This is a genomic window from Trichormus sp. NMC-1, from assembly GCF_001858025.1.
Lineage (GTDB): Bacteria > Cyanobacteriota > Cyanobacteriia > Cyanobacteriales > Nostocaceae > Anabaena.
On the sequence record NZ_LZQD01000010.1, the window covers coordinates 153,287 to 169,940 of the forward strand.

Genomic DNA, 16,654 nt, shown 5'->3' on the forward strand with positions numbered 1-16,654 from the left:
CAGTGATCTACAATCAGTGGTGGGTACAAGCCCCCACTGGTTGCAATTTTTAATTAATAATTTTTAATTGGAGCGTTCGCGCAGCGTCTCGTAGAGAAGCGACTTGACCTGAAAGTGTCGATTAACTACATTTGGCGGACAACAGGCTTACCATCGATAACTTCGCCAATCAAAACCAAATCAACACAATTTACAAAGATGCCATTTTCCAAAACACCAGGAATATTATTCAGTGTTTTCTCTAAATTCACAGGGTCGCTAATATTGTCAAATCTCACATCTACAACCATGTTACCTTGGTCGGTGATGACTGGGCCGGCTTTTCTTACACCCATGCGGAGTTCAGGTTTACCACCGAGTTTTTTAATTGCATTGAGAACGGGGGTAATAGCCATAGGAATAACTTCCACTGGGACAGCGAAACTAGAACCCAAGCGGTCTACTAACTTACCAGCATCGACTACAACAATAAACTGCTCTGCCAGATAATCTACCACTTTTTCGCGGGTATGTGCTGCACCACCGCCTTTAATCAAGTTTTTGTGGGGATCTACTTCATCAGCACCATCAATGGCAATATCAATATGGTCAATAGCGTCGAGAGTGGTGAGAGGAACGCCGTACTGTTTTGCTAGAACTTCCGACTGAAAAGAGGTGGGGATACCAACAATATCTTTGAGTTCACCCGACTTGAGGCGTTCTCCTAAATACTGAATTGTGTAGGCTGTAGTTGACCCCGTACCCAATCCAACTATAGAACCCGATTTTACCAGGGCGGCGGCGGCTTTGCCAACTTCTTGCTTCATCAACTTCACGGGGTCTGCTGCTACGGACATTCTCAAAACTCCTGAAAAATTAACTTTGGGAAAGACACTATCACAGCCGACTATACTACAAAATTGGTAATGGGTAATAGGTAATAGGTAATTGGTTATATTTCCCAGATAAAAACTTTCAAATTATACATAAAAAATACTCATAATTAATGATATCAAAAATCGGCAACTTCAGTTATTCAAAAAACGTCAACACCAATCATGCGTTTCTAAAATCATAGTTGACATGAAAAAAATCCTAGGTACATTAAGTTTAGTCAGCCTACTGCAAACCTACCCAGTAATTGCACAGGCAAAAACCACAGAACAACTACCTGTTACAAGCGCAGATTATATACAAAAGGTGATTAACGCCAATTTAATTACCAATTCTCCAGATGGTCAATTTTATCCAGACAGGTTAATTAGTCGGGCTGAATTAGCATCAATTTTAGTGAAAGCCTTTCGTTTAGAAAAGCGCCTAGCTGCTCAACAAAAAAATGTAATATTTATAGCAGATGTGCCAAATTCTCATCCTGCATATCAAGACATTCGCACAGTGCTGAAAACCGACATCATGAAAGGCTATCGCGGGAATATGTTCTTTCCCAATCAGAAGATAACTAGGGCTGAAGGTTTAGCAATTTTTGCCCAGGCCTATGGAGTGTTTCAGTTTCCCAACGATACCGTCAACGAAATTTTGACAGCACACCCAGATGCAGAGGCTATACCCACTTGGGCCAGAAAAGCGATCGCTACCGTAGTCAGTGAAGAATTTATCAACACAGATAGCCAAGGTAATATTAACCCATTACGCCCCATGAACCGTGGTGACATGGCTTACGTCTTAAGTAAATATTTGCAACGCCAACAGAAACAACCAGAGACACCAGTAGTCCTGGGAGTACCCCAATTATGATAGGGAGATGACGAGAAATTGTTGCGGATAACTCACCAAAGTTATACTTCTACAAACAACATTAATGACTGCCAGCTTTTTGTAGCCACCTGAAGTGGGAAAATCTAATTAATGCCAAAAGTAGAGTATAGAGAGGAAAACCGTATAATATGCACCTGAGTGAAATTACCCATCCTAACCAGTTGCATGGTTTGTCGATTCGCCAATTGCAACAAATTGCTCGTCAAATTCGAGATAAGCACTTACAAACCGTAGCAGCAACTGGGGGGCATTTAGGCCCCGGTTTGGGAGTTGTAGAATTAACCATTGGACTTTACCAGACTTTAGACTTAGATCGGGATAAAGTCATTTGGGATGTGGGACATCAAGCTTATCCCCACAAACTACTCACAGGACGCTACAGTGACTTCCACACTCTCAGACAAAAAGACGGAGTTGCAGGTTATCTCAAGCGTTGTGAAAACAAGTTTGACCACTTTGGTGCCGGACACGCTTCTACCAGTATCTCAGCCGCCCTAGGTATGGCTTTAGCCCGCGACTTAAAAGGGGAAAAATTTAAAGCCGTTGCTGTGATTGGAGATGGTGCTTTAACCGGTGGTATGGCTTTAGAAGCCATCAACCATGCTGGACACTTACCCAAAACTAACCTGTTGGTGGTTCTCAATGACAATGAGATGTCCATCTCCCCCAACGTTGGTGCTATTCCCCGCTATCTCAACAAAATGCGCCTCAGCCCACCGGTGCAATTTATCAAAGATAATTTAGAGGAACAGTTCAAACACATTCCTTTTGTTGGTGAATCTCTTTCCCCAGAACTCGAACGCATCAAAGAAGGAATGAAGCGTTTAGCGGTTCCTAAAGTAGGTGCAGTTTTTGAAGAACTGGGTTTTACCTACATGGGGCCTGTAGATGGACATAATTTAGAAGAATTGATTGCTACCTTCCAACAAGCACATCAAATTATTGGCCCGGTTTTGGTTCATGTGGTGACAACTAAAGGTAAAGGCTATGAATTAGCTGAAAAAGACCAAGTAGGCTACCACGCCCAAACCCCCTTTAACTTAAGCACTGGTAAGGCTATTCCTTCCAGTAAACCCAAACCTCCAGCTTACGCTAAAGTCTTTTCTCACACTTTGGTGAAACTGGCAGAACAAAATCCCAAAATCGTCGGGATTACGGCAGCAATGGCCACCGGTACAGGTTTAGATAAACTCCAAGCTAAATTACCCAATCAATATATTGATGTGGGTATTGCTGAACAACACGCTGTGACTTTAGCGGCTGGTTTAGCCTGTGAAGGAATGCGCCCCGTTGCTGCTATCTATTCCACTTTCTTACAACGCGCCTTTGACCAAATTATTCACGATGTCTGCATCCAAAACCTGCCTGTATTCTTCTGTTTAGATCGGGCGGGTATTGTTGGTGCTGATGGTCCTACTCACCAAGGTATGTATGACATCGCCTATCTACGTTGTATTCCCAACATGGTAGTAATGGCTCCCAAGGACGAAGCGGAATTACAACGGATGGTGGTGACTGGTATTAATCACACCAGTAGCCCCATTTCTATGCGTTTCCCTCGCGGTAATGGTCATGGTGTCCCTTTGATGGAAGAAGGTTGGGAACCTTTGGAAATCGGTAAAGGGGAAATTCTCCGTCAGGGTGATGATGTGTTAATCGTCGGTTACGGCACAATGGTTTACCCCAGTATGCAAGCGGCGGAAATTCTCAGCGAACATGGCATTGAAGCTACTGTGATTAATGCCCGGTTTGTTAAACCTTTGGATACTGAGTTGATTTTACCTTTGGCTAAACAAATTGGCCGAGTTGTCACTTTGGAAGAAGGCTGTTTGATGGGTGGCTTTGGTTCTGCGGTGGCTGAGGCTTTAATGGATGCTGATGTTTTGGTTCCTGTGAAGCGGATTGGTGTACCAGATATTTTGGTAGATCATGCCACACCAGAGGAATCTTATGCAGCGTTAGGTTTAACTAGTCGGCAAATTTCAGAAACTGTTTTGCAAGCTTTCTTTAAGAAACAAGCTGCTGTTGTTGTCTAAATAATTTTCTTTTTCTCGTTTTCTCGTTCCCATACTCTGTATGGGAATGAATTCCTGAAGGCTCTGCCTTCCTTGATCCTAGAGTCAGAATCAGGATTTACAGGATTTGAGGATTTACCCGATTTAATTATTTTCTTCCTCTACATTCTTGAATCCAGCGTATCCTGAGTCTCATAAAGTACGTTTTTCCTTGATGGTCGTTTCGGATATTGCGTTTAGATAATATAAAAGATATACTTTTATATATCTTGATTAGAGTAATCATAAAAAATGAAGACCATCATATCTGGGCAGAACCTGCCTGTAGAGTCAGTGATGGCTCAAGAACAGGAACAGTCATCCATCAAGCACCTTGAACGTATACTTCAGCTTGAAGGCTCTCAACCAAAACTAGTAGGAGCAGACGGTAAAGAAATTCACATTCCCGAATCTGTTTATCAGGTTTTACATCAGGCTGTTCATGCACTGGCATCAGGTAAAGTAATATCTGTAGTCATTGAGGATAAAGAACTGACGACCCAAAAAGCAGCAGACCTTCTTAAAGTTTCACGTCCCCATCTGATTAAGTTATTAGACCAGGGTGAAATTCCTTGCATTAGAGTAGGAACACATCGGCGTGTTCGTTTTGACGATTTGATGAAATATAAGGAACAGCGCGATATCAAGCGTCGGGAAGGAATGAAGCAATTCACTCAATTTTTAGAAGCTGAGGGATTCTATGATGATGAGAGTAGCGAATTAGATCAGTAAAATGGTACTCTCTGTAATTTTAGATTCCTGTGTCATCTACCCTATGCCTTTACGTGATACTTTGATGCGTGCTGCTGAAGCATAGTTATACGAACTTCATTTTTCACAAGAAATTCTAGATCGTGCTACTCGCAAGCTTGTAAAAAATGGAAGAATGAAAACAGATGCTAAAGCAGCATACTTACAGGAGGAGATCAAGAGATACTTTCCTGAAGCAATGGTGGAAGTGCCAGAGCATTTAGTTGCAAATATGACAAATAATCCAGATGATCGCCATGTTATTGCTGCTGCTATAGTTGCTAAGGCAGAAGTCATTGTTACTGTTGACATGGATGGTTTTCCCAGAGAAGCCTTAGCTCCTTGGGGTATTGAAGCTTGGCACGCGGATGATTTTCTGGTTTACCTTGATGAGCAAAATCCAGGAACAATGATTAAAATTATTTGGGAGCAGTCTAATGAGCTTAAAGTTCCAAAAAGTGTTCCTGAGATCATTGACAAGTTAGAAACAACTAATTTAAACAGAAAGAATAGAGTACCAAAATTTACTCATACTATTCGCTGCCAATTTTATGCTGAAGAAATTGTGCAAACTGCCAAAAAAGCCTTGGATATACTAAGTATACCAGCACCTGAAGGTGGTAGATGCTATGAGGGTACACGATATCGACTTTGGCAAAAAGGGGAAATTTTAACAATTACTGCTAAAGACAACCGTGGTGAGATTCTCAGACTTGAGAATGGCGGAATCGGGGGATATCTTTCCTCAGCAGATGTTGAAGCATTCCAAAATTTTGAACAATCTCTAGAGGACGAATTAGAAAGGGTGAAAATACAAAAATCTGACATATCATAACCTAAAGTTGATCACAAAATGCTAAATCTAGTAACGTTGAACGATAAGAAACCAACGTGAAAGCACAAGTATTTAGAGGCGTAAATCAATTATCCTACGAAGAAGTCCCAGTTCCGACACTAGAAGCAGATGAAGTGCTAGTACAGGTGCGGGTTGTAGGTTTGTGTCAGTCAGATATTAAAAAGATTCGTTATCCTTTGTATGAACCGCCACGTATATTTGGACATGAAACGGCTGGAACTATTGCAGCGGTAGGTTCTGAGGTGAAAGGTTGGACAGTAGGACAACGGGTTGCGGTGATGCACCATATACCATGTATGCGTTGCGCTTACTGCTTAAATGATAATTTCTCCATGTGCGATGTTTATAAAAATATCTCAACTACCGCAGGTTTTAACGCCAGTGGTGGTGGTTTTGCAGAGTATGTGAAAGTACCAGGACATATTGTGGAGAATGGGGGTTTAATTCCGATTCCTGATGAGATCAGTTTTGAGGAAGCGAGTTTTGTCGAACCGACTAATTGCTGTTTAAAAGCGGTGAAAAAGGCTCAAATTGCACCGGGACAAACTGTGTTAATAACTGGGGCTGGGCCAATTGGGTTAATGTTTATGATGTTGGTGAAGTATTTTGGAGCCAGAGCGATCGCTACCGACCTCTTACCATCTAGAATTGAAAAGGCTCTAGAAGTAGGAGCAGAAGCCGCTTTTGATGCTCGTGATCCTGATTTACCTGCAAAAATTCAAGCTTTAACTGGGGGAATGGGTGTAGATGTCACCTTGTTAGCTGTACCCAGTGATAAAGCATTTTTTCAAGCTTTAGACTGTACCCGAAAAGGTGGAAAAATTCTGTTTTTCGCGGAGTTTCCCGATGAATTGACAATTCCCGTTAATCCAAATATTCTGTATCGTCGGGAAATCGACTTAATGGGTAGTTACAGTTCATCCTACCGTTTACAAAGTCTTTCAGCCGATATTGTCTTTAATCGCCGGATTGATGTTAAAGCCTTAATTAGCGATCGCTATCCCCTACAAGATTTATCACAAGCCGTAGACCAAGCGATCGCACCCACACCGGAAACTTATAAAATTCTAATTTATCCATAAATCAAGTTGGGATTTGGGGATTAATCCTGTAAATCGTCTGAATCAGGATACCCAGGATTAAAGGATTAACAAGATTAAAAAAATACATGAAAAACAATCAAGATTAATCCTGAAAATCCCAAAATCCTGTAAATCCTGATTCAGACAACTATGTACATCCTCAAATCGTGGAAATCCTGATTCAGACAATTATCCTATAAATTCTGGTTCAGACAACTATGATTATTCTCGCCTTCTTAGTTTTTTATGTAGCTTTTAATCTTGGCGCAAATGATGTAGCTAATGCTATGGGGACTTCTGTCGGTTCTAAAGCTGTCACCCTCAAACAAGCAATAATCATTGCCGGAATCCTAGAATTTACAGGTGCTGTCTTATTTGGACATGGAGTAACGGAAACATTAGGGACAAAAATTGCCAACCCTGATTTATTCATCTCCACACCGCAAACCTTACTTTTAGGGATGGTAGCAGTACTGATATCATCGGGAGTTTGGCTACAAATTGCCACATCACTCGGTTTACCTGTATCCTCATCTCATGCCGTTGTGGGTGCGATCGCTGGATTTAGTTGGGTAGCCTTGGGAATAAATGCTATAGACTGGTCAGCTATTGGTTTAATTACCATCGGTTGGATTTTAACACCTGTAATTAGTGGTATGGTAGCGGCTTTTTTTTATAGTCTCATTCAGCGCTGGATTTTAGAACAACCGAATCCCCTCCTACATTTACAAGAATGGATTCCCTGGTTAAGCGCAATTTTACTGAGTGTATTTGGTGTAATTGTCCTACCATCCCTCACCCAACCACTGACAAACTTTTTAATTGAAAAAGTCGGATTAAATCTACCCCCCCACGACATCCCCATATTCACAGGTGCAACCGCAGCCATAGGACTAACACTTTATAGCTGGCGACAATTAGATCACAGCACAATCCAAAATCCAGTAGAGAGCTTATTTGGAAGATTTCAACTCCTGAGTGCTTGTTTTGTCGCCTTTGCACATGGTTCAAATGATGTCGGGAATGCGATCGCACCCCTAGCCGTCATATCCTATATCCAGCGCACAGGTAGCGTCCCCAACAATGGACTCAACATCCCCATCTGGATTCTGATCCTGGGTGGTATTGGCATTGTCGTCGGTTTAGCAATTTGGGGTAAAAAAGTTATAGCCACCATCGGCGAAAATATCATATCCTTACAACCTAGTAGCGGATTTTGCGCTGAACTTGCCACCGCCACCACCATCTTACTAGCTTCCCGCTTAGGCTTACCAGTATCCACATCCCATGCCCTCGTTGGCGGCGTAGTGGGCATTGGACTAGTGCAGAACCTCAAATCAATTAAATTTCAAACCCTCCAAGGAATCGCCGCCGCCTGGGTAATTACAGTCCCTATCAGTGCCATTCTCAGCGCTGCTATCTTTAGCATTATCCGGATGATATTCAATTCAAAATGAAATTTATGGAGATTCTTATATACTCGGTCTCATAATGAATGCAATACATTCTAGGGAAACCGCGTAGGCAAGATTGCTGTTTCACTATAAAATTTTCGGTGCTGTACCCCTACCTACAATGGGAATTCTACCCAATCAAAAACCCCCATATTCTGCAATTAGTTCTAAACAGCATATTTTTGCAGAATTGTTGGTCATTTACTAGAATATTGTGCAGGGGATGGCAATATCTTCTATTTTTCCTAGAAAAATACTTTAATTCCTCAGAGCAACAGAAACTGTTACGCAATTTACACTTCGCACAGATTGTGGTTTTTATTAACCTAACCATCTGCAAGGCTTTGAAACAGTTATCAGTGAACAGTAAACAGTCAACAGTGAATAGTTATCAGTAAATAGTAAATAGTTATCAGTCTGACAATTGATAACTGATAACTGATAACTGATTTATCGTCAAGGTGTTAGAGGTTAGAAACTCATGGGGCGATTTGAGAAGCGACCAGACAACCCACGAATCAGGGGCGACTTACCCAGAGCAGCAGAAAATGCCCTTTGGGATATAGTCGAAGATTTAGAAAATTTGCAACAGAATGTTCTGCGGTCGTTGCAGGATGATGTCAAGCGCTTAGAAGCTGAAAAAACCCGTTTAGCTAACGACATTCAACGATTGATAGAAGAAAAAGAAAAGTTACAGCAAGCTCGACAAATTACCGAACAGCAAGTTTTAATTCGTCAGCTGGCGGAAGTTTTGGCAAAACACATATCTTCACAACTACAATCTTCACTGAAGACTTTAGCTAATCAATCAATTGAAGGTGAATCTTCTCAACGATCTGCGTTGAGGTCTGCTGAAGTCACAACTCATTCCAGCAGTCAGATCAATGAGAATGTCGGCCAAATGTTGGACAATCTTGATGATACTGTCACAATTGCTTTTAGCTCTCTACAACAAGAACTAAAAAATTATCAAAGTCATCTTTCCCAGCAGTTGTCCCGAATGTACGACCAACAACAGCAAGGGGAAGAGATTTTAGCCGAATTCATTCATCGTCTACGCGGTGAACTGGACAAAACCAAAGAACCAACTACCCTCAAGGTTGTCACAGGAGGTGCGCCAACTGTATTACAACTGACTGAGCCTTACAAAAACGGTTTCTTGGAAAAATCCTCAGAGAGAATAATTACTGAACCCATTTCTCTAGTCCCCCAGGAATTACCAAAAAGCGAAACGACATCAACAGAGTCCGTGGTAACTTTATCACCACCACCAGAAAATACAACAGAGCTAAATTCGGTTCTCACTTCCAACTGGACAGAACCGCAATCTACACCACCAGAAAATACAACAGAGCTAAATTCGGTTCCCACTTCCAACTGGACAGAACAGGAATCAACACCATCACCAGAAAATACAACAGAGTTAAATTCGGTTCCCACTCCCAACTGGACAGAACAGGAATCAACACCATCACCAGAAAATACAACAGAGTTAAATTCGGTTCCCACTCCCAACTGGACAGAACAGGAATCAACACCATCACCAGAAAATACAACAGAGCCAACTTCTGTCCTCACTCCCAACTTGTCAGCAAGCACAACGATATCCCCACCTCCTTTTGCATCAAAACAGCCACCCCAGGAAAATAAAACAGAGCCAATTTCTGTCCTCACTCCCAACTTGTCAGAAAGCACAACGATATCCCCACCCCCATTTGCACCAAAGCCCAGACAGGAAGTCACCAGCCGACGACAAAGATCCCGTAGCACCCCAAACTGGTCTCCTGTTCAAGTGGGCTTTTTGTTGGTTGTGTTGTCAACGGTGGTATCGTCCCTTTACAACGTTGCTATTAAGGCGCTTTTTTACAAAGATTCTCAGATTCTGGGAGAGTTTGAGACACAGCAATTCATCTCCCCAACCTTGGGTAATATTTTTCTGATCTTGATGCTCAGGTTATTAGTAGTTGTGCCATTGATGCTTCTTTTGGCTCCCATATTACATCCTCCCATTTGGCAAGACCTGCAAAATCTATTTGATTCAGTCGGCAGAAATGCCACCCCTAATAGTGCCAAAACAAAGCGGGTTTTAATATTGTCAGTGGTGAGTGGCTGCTTTTTGTTTTTGTCCCAAGTACTTATTTACATTGCCATTGGTACAGTAACTACAGGAATTGCGATCGCTCTGTTCTTTATCTATCCCTTGATTAGCGGACTCTTGGCCTGGTTTCTGTTTAGAGAACGTCCTAATTTAATCAGTGCTGGGGCTTACGCTACCATTTTCTGTGGTGAATTAATAATCCTGAGTACTTATTCCACAGCCATGAGCAATACCTCTTTGGGAACCATCTCCGGAATTATGTCCGGAATAGCTTTTGCTGTATATGTAATTTTTACTAGGTTATGCGCCACTCAACTGCATCCAGTTTCTTTTGCTTTAATTAACTTCGCCACTATGTTACTGTTAAGCTTTATTTGCTTAATGCTTCCCTTACCTAGTGATTGGAGTTTAGCAATTAGATCATCCAACTTACTGGAAGTGATTCTAAGTGCTTTTATGTTGGGTGTCCTAACTCTTTGTGCTTATTTATTCAATAACTTTGGGATTCGTCAACTAGGTGCGCCACGATCAGCAATTATCGGCGCGGTTGTACCTGTTTTAACGGTGATTTTTGCAGGTTTAATGATTCAGGAAACTTTGGATCTGTTACAAATTCTGGGAGTTTTATTAGTAACCTTAGGTGCTGTAGCTTTCAGCTTTGAAAAAATGCAAAATCAAGTTAAATCTTCTAGTCCCAATAACTAAATCACAAAGAGCAATGAAACTCAACTCCTACTAGAGCTTGACTCTCGTCATTTTTCCTAGGCTGAATCATGGGAAAATTGTTAATGTATCTGGGAATCACAAAAAAAGTCATGGTTCAATCATAATTAATTATCTGGACGGAAGACTTATATTGCAGTTTGGTGTATACTAGATAATTTAATTTGAACCCCACTCTTGTAAACGTGCCATTCATCTGTCTGTGAATATGAGTAACGACATAGATCTGATCAAACGTCTTGGCCCAAGTGCGATGGATCAGATCATGCTTTATCTAGCTTTTAGTGCCATGCGAACAAGTGGGCATAGGCATGGAGCATTTTTAGATGCAGCCGCAACTGCCGCTAAATGTGCAATTTACATGACCTATCTGGAGCAGGGGCAAAACCTGCGAATGACAGGCCATTTGCACCATCTAGAACCGAAGCGAGTAAAAATCATTGTTGAGGAAGTCAGACTGGCTCTGACTGAAGGCAAATTGCTAAAAATGCTGGGTTCTCAAGAACCTCGCTATTTGATTCAATTGCCCTATGTCTGGATGGAAAAATATCCTTGGCTACCAGGAAGATCCCGTGTACCTGGTACAAGTCTGACAAGTGAAGAAAAAAAACAAATTGAGCGCAAGCTGCCTAAAAATCTGCCTGATGCCCAATTAGTCACCTCATTTGAGTTTCTAGAGTTAATTGAATTTCTACATAAGCGATCGCAAGAGGAGTTACCACCTCACCACCAAATGCCCCTGAGTGAAGCCTTGGCAGAACATATCAAGCGGCGTTTACTATACTCAGGTACAGTGACACGCATTGATTCTCCTTGGGGAATGCCTTTCTACGCTCTGACTCGTCCTTTTTATGCCCCAGCAGACGATCAGGAACGCACTTACACAATGGTAGAAGACACTGCTCGATACTTTCGCATGATGAAAGATTGGGCAGAACGCAAAGCAAATGCCATGCGTGCTGTAGAAGAACTAGATATTCCCGCCGAACGGTTAGATCAGGCTATGGAAGAACTAGATGAAATTATCCGCGCTTGGGCAGATAAATATCACCAAGATGGAGGAATGCCAATGATCTTACAAATGGTTTTTGGCAGTCAAGACGAATGAAGCCGCAAAAGTTAGAAGACTACTTCTAATTTTTGGCGCTCCTACCTTGACTAATACTGTTTCACTTTAAGATGGATACAAATGGAAAGACGCAAAAAGACGCGGAGATTCATTTGTAGCTTTAATTAAGTGAATTGATATAAACTATTTGTGCCAGAGCCTCCACATCTAATCGGGGATGAAAATCAAGCCAGATATTTTTGATAGCCCTTTTTCATGGCATCAGCGCGGCTAATATGTGTAGCAAGCAAAGTTCTCACATAGTGGTAGTAGTCGGTCAAAGTTACACTCCCACCCCGAAGATAGTCACCCAAAAATCAACAGGAGGCAGAGGAGCAGGGAGTGTTGTAGCAGGGGTATCTTACCTCACCTAAATTAAAGCCAGTTTGAAGAAGACACGGGGACACGGGGACACGGGGACGCGGAGACACCCCATGTCTAAAGCCAGAGGATTCCAGCAAGGAATGTCTTTTTTCTTCTCCACGACTGTAGTCGGGGGCTGGAAACCATTTGCGTCGAACGTCCGACACAGGCGACTCTCCGCGTCTGGAGCGTCCTCTTCGGTCAATTTAAGTAAGCGGCTCTCACCCTTGCTGCCCCCAGTTGCCTTCACCTATGATGGTTGGGTTTACTTTCCAATGGGGGTAAATCTTGGTGGGGTTGTAGAACCAGCCCCGATACTGATAGCTCGATCAGTAGCATCAATACAAGTATCTAAAGCTTGAATCGGGGTGATATCGATTTCCTTACGCAAGCCAACGACACACTGAGCAAATGTCACAGGCAACAAACTACGCCCACAGTAGGCTAAAGCGGCTGGGTTAACTGCCTCCTGGGTACTCTTGCTAATGCCAACTACACAGGCAGCTAAATCTTCAGGACGACGGGCTTGATTGCAGGAATTAAGGGCATCAGCAGGATTAATTTGCGTCTGCTTTTTAATTTGAGCTACACAAGTAGACAACTCTTTTGGCCGTAAAGTCTCAGCACAACCTTGAGATGCCGCTTGTGGTGTGACACCCACACTCAAAAGTTTTGCGGCACAAACTCGGTAATCATTTTTATAGGAATCTGTAACAGCTATACTCGGTAGAATAGTTGTCAATAATCCAGCTACAGCTAAAACTGGTGCTGTCAAAATTCTCAAGGTACGATTGCTTTTGTGGTTCTGAAAACTGCGAATTTCTTTTTTGGTTGTTAACATGGCTATTCTCCAAACACCCAAGGTTATGCTAACTTAGAATCTGCTCAAACTCCTCTACAATCAAGGAATTTCGGCGCAATTGTCTGCCTAAGGTAGCTCCAAAGCCTGATGATGGGATTTTTCACCATTCTCAACCACAGGGGATGAATTTGGTCTCAGGTTAGACTATAGTGGATAGTTTGTGGCGAAAACGACTTAAATCATAGTCAACGTTGCGTGAGCAGTGTTTTCGTAACATCTAAGTTAAACGTACCGTGGGACGCATGGGAACGCAGGGTCAACCCCTGAAAGCTTGGAAGATACTGCTTTTTAGGCCAAGCCCTATTTAAAGTCAGTACAGTGGAGATGAAGTCTTTTGTAAGTGTTTTAGCTCGTTACTTAGTTCAAGAGGACGAGTATTTAGAGATCGCTTTTCAGGAGATATCTCATTCAACCAAGAATCCTCTAGCTAATTGGTTCGAGGAATGTCATAATAGAATATTTGGTTAAAGTTTAAACAGGATTAAATTAAGGAAACTCATGTCCCGATATAGAGGACCACGCCTCAGAATTGTCCGTCGCTTAGGCGACTTGCCTGGATTAACTCGGAAAAGCGCTAGACGTGCCTATCCACCAGGACAACATGGTCAAAACCGTAAAAAGCGCTCTGAGTATGCTATCCGTCTAGAGGAAAAGCAAAAACTCCGCATGAACTATGGTTTGACTGAAAAGCAACTACTACGCTATGTGCGTAAAGCAAGACGTGTAACTGGTTCTACCGGACAAGTATTGCTGCAATTGTTAGAAATGCGTTTAGATAATACGGTTTTCCGTATGGGTATGGCTCCCACCATTCCCGCAGCGCGTCAACTGGTGAATCACGGTCACATAACTGTTAATGGTCGTGTAGTCAATATTGCCAGCTTTCAGTGCCGCCCCGGTGAAGAAGTTGCAGTCAGGAATAAGGAAGCATCCAAGAAATTGGTAGAAGCTAACTTGCAATATCCTGGTTTAGCTAACCTCCCCAATCACTTAGAATTTGATAAAAACAAATTGACTGGTAAAGTTAACAGTGTGATTGAACGAGAATGGGTAGCACTCCAAGTTAATGAACTACTTGTGGTGGAATACTACTCACGTCAAGCGTAAGAGTCAGGAGTCAGGAGTCAGGAGTCAGGAGTCAGAAGTCAGAGGCAAAAGGCAAAAAGCAATAGTTTATTCTTTGGTTCTGTTCCCTGTTCCCTGTTCCCTGTTCCTAATGACTAACCGCCAATTTGCGACATGGTACGGGTGTAAACGCCGACAGTACCAGAGTCGCGCTGTTTAAAGTTAATTTCTGCTTTGATGTCGAGTATGTGCTTAACTTGCTCTTGTAATTGAGCAGTGCTAACACCAGCACGTAACGAGGTTTTTAAGTCAATTTGACCAGTTTCGTTTAATAAGCAAGGACGTAGCCAACCATCAGCGGAAAGACGCATTCGGTTACAGCGATCGCAAAAACATTCTGACATCTGGCTGATAAATCCTAATGTTCCCTTGGCTCCGGGAATTTGAAACACATCAGCAGGTCCATTACCACGAATTTGAGATTCTGTCAAGCCCCAACGTTCGCGGATACTGTGACGTAAATCTGCCGAAGATATCCAACCGCGATCGCTAAATAATTGATCATTACCAATAGGCATAAACTCAATAAACCTGACGTGCCATTGTTTGTCAATGGTCAAAGCCGCTAAATCCAAAATTTCATGGTCATTAACACCAGGAATAACCACCACATTTAACTTCAGTGGGTCAAAGCCAGCATGATAAGCTGCTTGAATTCCTGCCCAAACTTGCTGCCAACGTCCACGTCCATGATTACCGATAATTTGCTCAAAGGTATCTGGGTCGAGAGAATCTAAACTAATATTAATTCTTCTCAAACCTGCATTATAGAGATTTTGCGCCATTGGGGCTAGTAAAAACCCGTTGGTAGTCATTGCTAAATCTTGAGTTTGGGGAAGATTGGCAATTTTTCTAACTAACTCCACCACACCAGGACGTAATAGGGGTTCCCCACCAGTCAAACGAAAACGGGTAAAACCTACCGGGATAAATACCTCTTGAATTAAGGTGAGGAGTTCATCATCAGTTAAAAGTTGTTGCTTGAGAATATAGTTCAGTTCTGCACCTTCAGGCATACAGTACTGACAACGGAAATTGCAGCGATCGATTAAACTAATGCGGAGATAGTCTACCTGGTTCATGGTTTTTTAGCTCAAAGCTTGGTGAGACTGAATTCTAGACTATCTCATTGGTTCTTGATCAGTAGTATAGTAGCAAGGATAGTACGGCAGTATTTTTAATGAGATGAAATGGTCAATTGTGATTAGTTCAGTAATTGGACTGAGTTGGGAACTAATGGGAACTACAGCCTACGCAGATAATTGTTTTCCAATTCCTAGTTCTTCACAGCAGTTTAATAGAGTCCAGCAGGGGAAAGTAATTGTTATAGGGCGAATATCCAAATATCCTTACGTTGTCGTAGTTCCGGGAAATGAAGAAATAAAACTTAAATCTATACAACAGTGTGTAACAGATGCGTTTATTTCCCAGAACCGACTTGGTAAATTTATCCATGTAGGTGCATTTGATAATTATGCCGCAGCAAAAAATTTAGAAATAGTCTTGCGATCGCGTAAATTAGATGCAAGGGTGGTCTACTTTCGGTGACGTAAATGAAAAAACGCTGGCTGTTATTAAGTGTACTTGTAATTGCAATATTGACTATCAGTCGAGTATCGGCTCAGAATAACTTCCAGCTAAGAGTCAACCGCTACATAGAAGTTCGCCGTGTTTCTGGAGATGTAACCTATCAAAATGGAAAAACTTCCCGGTCAGCGCGCATAGGCATAAAACTCAAAAATGTAGGAGATAGCATCAGCACAGGCCAGCGTTCTAGTAGTATGCTGGCGCTGGATACTGGTATTGCTTTTGTTCAAGTTGCCGAAAATACAAAACTAGAAATTCAAAAACTCCAACAGACTAGAAATGGTGGACATATCACCAATTTACAAGTGAGAAGTGGACAGGTACGGCTTAAGGTGCGTCCCTTTACACATAAAGACTCCAGCTTGCAAATAGAGACTCCAGCAGGGATTGCAGGTGTGCGAGGTACAGAATTTGGTGTGAGTGTCCAACCCACGGGTAACACAGGAGTAGCGACTCTCAGCGGCAGTGTATCAACAACTGCTCAGGGACAAAGCGTGTATATTAATAAAGGTTTTCAGAGCTTAGTGATTCCAGGAGAACCACCATCAGCACCGTTGCCATTGCAAAATGATACCAGCTTAAACTTGCAAGTACTGAAAGAGGCAGGAAATCAACAAGCCCGAATTGTTGCTAAAGTTGATCCAGTTAACTTAGTCATTTTCGCAAATCGACCGCTGACTACTGATCGCAGTGGAAAATTTGATATTACCATTCCCATGCCAGCTAACCGCCGCGTTGCAGTCACAGTGACAACACCTTTAGGTAAAAAACAAGATTATGAATTAGTAGTTCCTTAATCTTTTTTGAAATACAGCAGGAGTCAGGAGTCAGGAGTCA

14 protein-coding genes are annotated in these 16,654 nt (G+C 42.2%); 11 read left to right on the forward strand and 3 right to left on the reverse strand.

The window, feature by feature from the left end; genetic code table 11:
* Nucleotides 1–125: 125 nt before the first annotated feature.
* A complete protein-coding gene (rpiA, locus tag A9Y75_RS23555) occupies nucleotides 126–836 on the reverse strand; it encodes a ribose-5-phosphate isomerase RpiA (RefSeq protein WP_071191963.1) in 711 nt (236 codons plus the stop codon).
* Nucleotides 837–1,062: 226 nt separating this feature from the next.
* On the opposite strand from rpiA, the gene A9Y75_RS23560 reads away from it, so the two are divergent.
* The 8 genes from A9Y75_RS23560 to hetR all read left to right on the forward strand — a co-directional run bounded on the left by A9Y75_RS23560 (nucleotide 1,063) and on the right by hetR (nucleotide 11,880).
* A complete protein-coding gene (locus A9Y75_RS23560; protein ID WP_071191964.1) occupies nucleotides 1,063–1,734 on the forward strand; it encodes an S-layer homology domain-containing protein in 672 nt (223 codons plus the stop codon).
* 149 nt (nucleotides 1,735–1,883) lie between these two features.
* The gene (dxs, locus tag A9Y75_RS23565) at nucleotides 1,884–3,791 is read left to right on the forward strand and encodes a 1-deoxy-D-xylulose-5-phosphate synthase (protein ID WP_071191965.1); all 1,908 of its coding nucleotides are present in this window, start codon (nucleotides 1,884–1,886) and stop codon (nucleotides 3,789–3,791) included.
* A 270-nt stretch (nucleotides 3,792–4,061) separates the two neighbouring features.
* On the forward strand, nucleotides 4,062–4,541 hold the full coding sequence (locus tag A9Y75_RS23570) for a helix-turn-helix domain-containing protein (protein WP_071191966.1): 480 nt from the start codon (nucleotides 4,062–4,064) through the stop codon (nucleotides 4,539–4,541).
* A 154-nt stretch (nucleotides 4,542–4,695) separates the two neighbouring features.
* Nucleotides 4,696–5,394, forward strand: a complete 699-nt coding sequence (locus A9Y75_RS23575; RefSeq protein ID WP_236721506.1) for a hypothetical protein — start codon at nucleotides 4,696–4,698, stop codon at nucleotides 5,392–5,394.
* 56 nt (nucleotides 5,395–5,450) lie between these two features.
* Nucleotides 5,451–6,497: a zinc-dependent dehydrogenase gene (locus A9Y75_RS23580; RefSeq protein WP_071191967.1), complete on the forward strand. Its 1,047-nt coding sequence runs from the start codon at nucleotides 5,451–5,453 to the stop codon at nucleotides 6,495–6,497.
* Between the two features lie 218 nt (nucleotides 6,498–6,715).
* Entirely contained in the window at nucleotides 6,716–7,954 is a 1,239-nt protein-coding gene (locus A9Y75_RS23585; RefSeq protein WP_071191968.1) for an inorganic phosphate transporter, read from the forward strand.
* Between the two features lie 478 nt (nucleotides 7,955–8,432).
* Nucleotides 8,433–10,754, forward strand: a complete 2,322-nt coding sequence (locus A9Y75_RS23590) for a DMT family transporter (RefSeq protein WP_071191969.1) — start codon at nucleotides 8,433–8,435, stop codon at nucleotides 10,752–10,754.
* A 226-nt stretch (nucleotides 10,755–10,980) separates the two neighbouring features.
* Nucleotides 10,981–11,880 carry a heterocyst differentiation master regulator HetR gene (hetR, locus tag A9Y75_RS23595; RefSeq protein ID WP_071191970.1) on the forward strand — a complete coding sequence of 300 codons (900 nt, stop codon included), beginning with the start codon at nucleotides 10,981–10,983 and terminating at the stop codon, nucleotides 11,878–11,880.
* 628 nt (nucleotides 11,881–12,508) lie between these two features.
* Here hetR and A9Y75_RS23600 read toward each other — a convergent pair.
* A complete protein-coding gene (locus A9Y75_RS23600; RefSeq protein ID WP_071191971.1) occupies nucleotides 12,509–13,084 on the reverse strand; it encodes a hypothetical protein in 576 nt (191 codons plus the stop codon).
* Between the two features lie 519 nt (nucleotides 13,085–13,603).
* On the opposite strand from A9Y75_RS23600, the gene rpsD reads away from it, so the two are divergent.
* Complete coding sequence (gene rpsD / locus A9Y75_RS23605; protein ID WP_071191972.1) at nucleotides 13,604–14,212, forward strand: 30S ribosomal protein S4; 609 nt, start codon at nucleotides 13,604–13,606, stop codon at nucleotides 14,210–14,212.
* A 113-nt stretch (nucleotides 14,213–14,325) separates the two neighbouring features.
* Here rpsD and moaA read toward each other — a convergent pair whose 3' ends face one another.
* Complete coding sequence (gene moaA, locus A9Y75_RS23610; protein ID WP_071191973.1) at nucleotides 14,326–15,312, reverse strand: GTP 3',8-cyclase MoaA; 987 nt, start codon at nucleotides 15,310–15,312, stop codon at nucleotides 14,326–14,328.
* A 103-nt stretch (nucleotides 15,313–15,415) separates the two neighbouring features.
* On the opposite strand from moaA, the gene A9Y75_RS23615 reads away from it, so the two are divergent.
* The gene (locus A9Y75_RS23615) at nucleotides 15,416–15,778 is read left to right on the forward strand and encodes a hypothetical protein (RefSeq protein ID WP_071191974.1); all 363 of its coding nucleotides are present in this window, start codon (nucleotides 15,416–15,418) and stop codon (nucleotides 15,776–15,778) included.
* Nucleotides 15,779–15,783: 5 nt separating this feature from the next.
* Nucleotides 15,784–16,614, forward strand: coding sequence for a FecR family protein (locus A9Y75_RS23620; protein WP_071191975.1), 831 nt, complete (start codon nucleotides 15,784–15,786; stop codon nucleotides 16,612–16,614).
* The last annotated feature ends 40 nt before the right edge of the window (nucleotides 16,615–16,654 follow it).

Coding starts and splice junctions, on each gene's coding strand:
- rpiA (WP_071191963.1), bottom strand. CDS start 836: ATGTCCGTAGCAGCAGACCCCGTGAAGTTGATGAAGCAAGAAGTTGGC.
- A9Y75_RS23560 (WP_071191964.1), top strand. CDS start 1,063: ATGAAAAAAATCCTAGGTACATTAAGTTTAGTCAGCCTACTGCAAACC.
- dxs (WP_071191965.1), top strand. CDS start 1,884: ATGCACCTGAGTGAAATTACCCATCCTAACCAGTTGCATGGTTTGTCG.
- A9Y75_RS23570 (WP_071191966.1), top strand. CDS start 4,062: ATGAAGACCATCATATCTGGGCAGAACCTGCCTGTAGAGTCAGTGATG.
- A9Y75_RS23575 (WP_236721506.1), top strand. CDS start 4,696: ATGAAAACAGATGCTAAAGCAGCATACTTACAGGAGGAGATCAAGAGA.
- A9Y75_RS23585 (WP_071191968.1), top strand. CDS start 6,716: ATGATTATTCTCGCCTTCTTAGTTTTTTATGTAGCTTTTAATCTTGGC.
- A9Y75_RS23590 (WP_071191969.1), top strand. CDS start 8,433: ATGGGGCGATTTGAGAAGCGACCAGACAACCCACGAATCAGGGGCGAC.
- hetR (WP_071191970.1), top strand. CDS start 10,981: ATGAGTAACGACATAGATCTGATCAAACGTCTTGGCCCAAGTGCGATG.
- A9Y75_RS23600 (WP_071191971.1), bottom strand. CDS start 13,084: ATGTTAACAACCAAAAAAGAAATTCGCAGTTTTCAGAACCACAAAAGC.
- rpsD (WP_071191972.1), top strand. CDS start 13,604: ATGTCCCGATATAGAGGACCACGCCTCAGAATTGTCCGTCGCTTAGGC.
- moaA (WP_071191973.1), bottom strand. CDS start 15,312: ATGAACCAGGTAGACTATCTCCGCATTAGTTTAATCGATCGCTGCAAT.
- A9Y75_RS23615 (WP_071191974.1), top strand. CDS start 15,416: ATGAAATGGTCAATTGTGATTAGTTCAGTAATTGGACTGAGTTGGGAA.
- A9Y75_RS23620 (WP_071191975.1), top strand. CDS start 15,784: ATGAAAAAACGCTGGCTGTTATTAAGTGTACTTGTAATTGCAATATTG.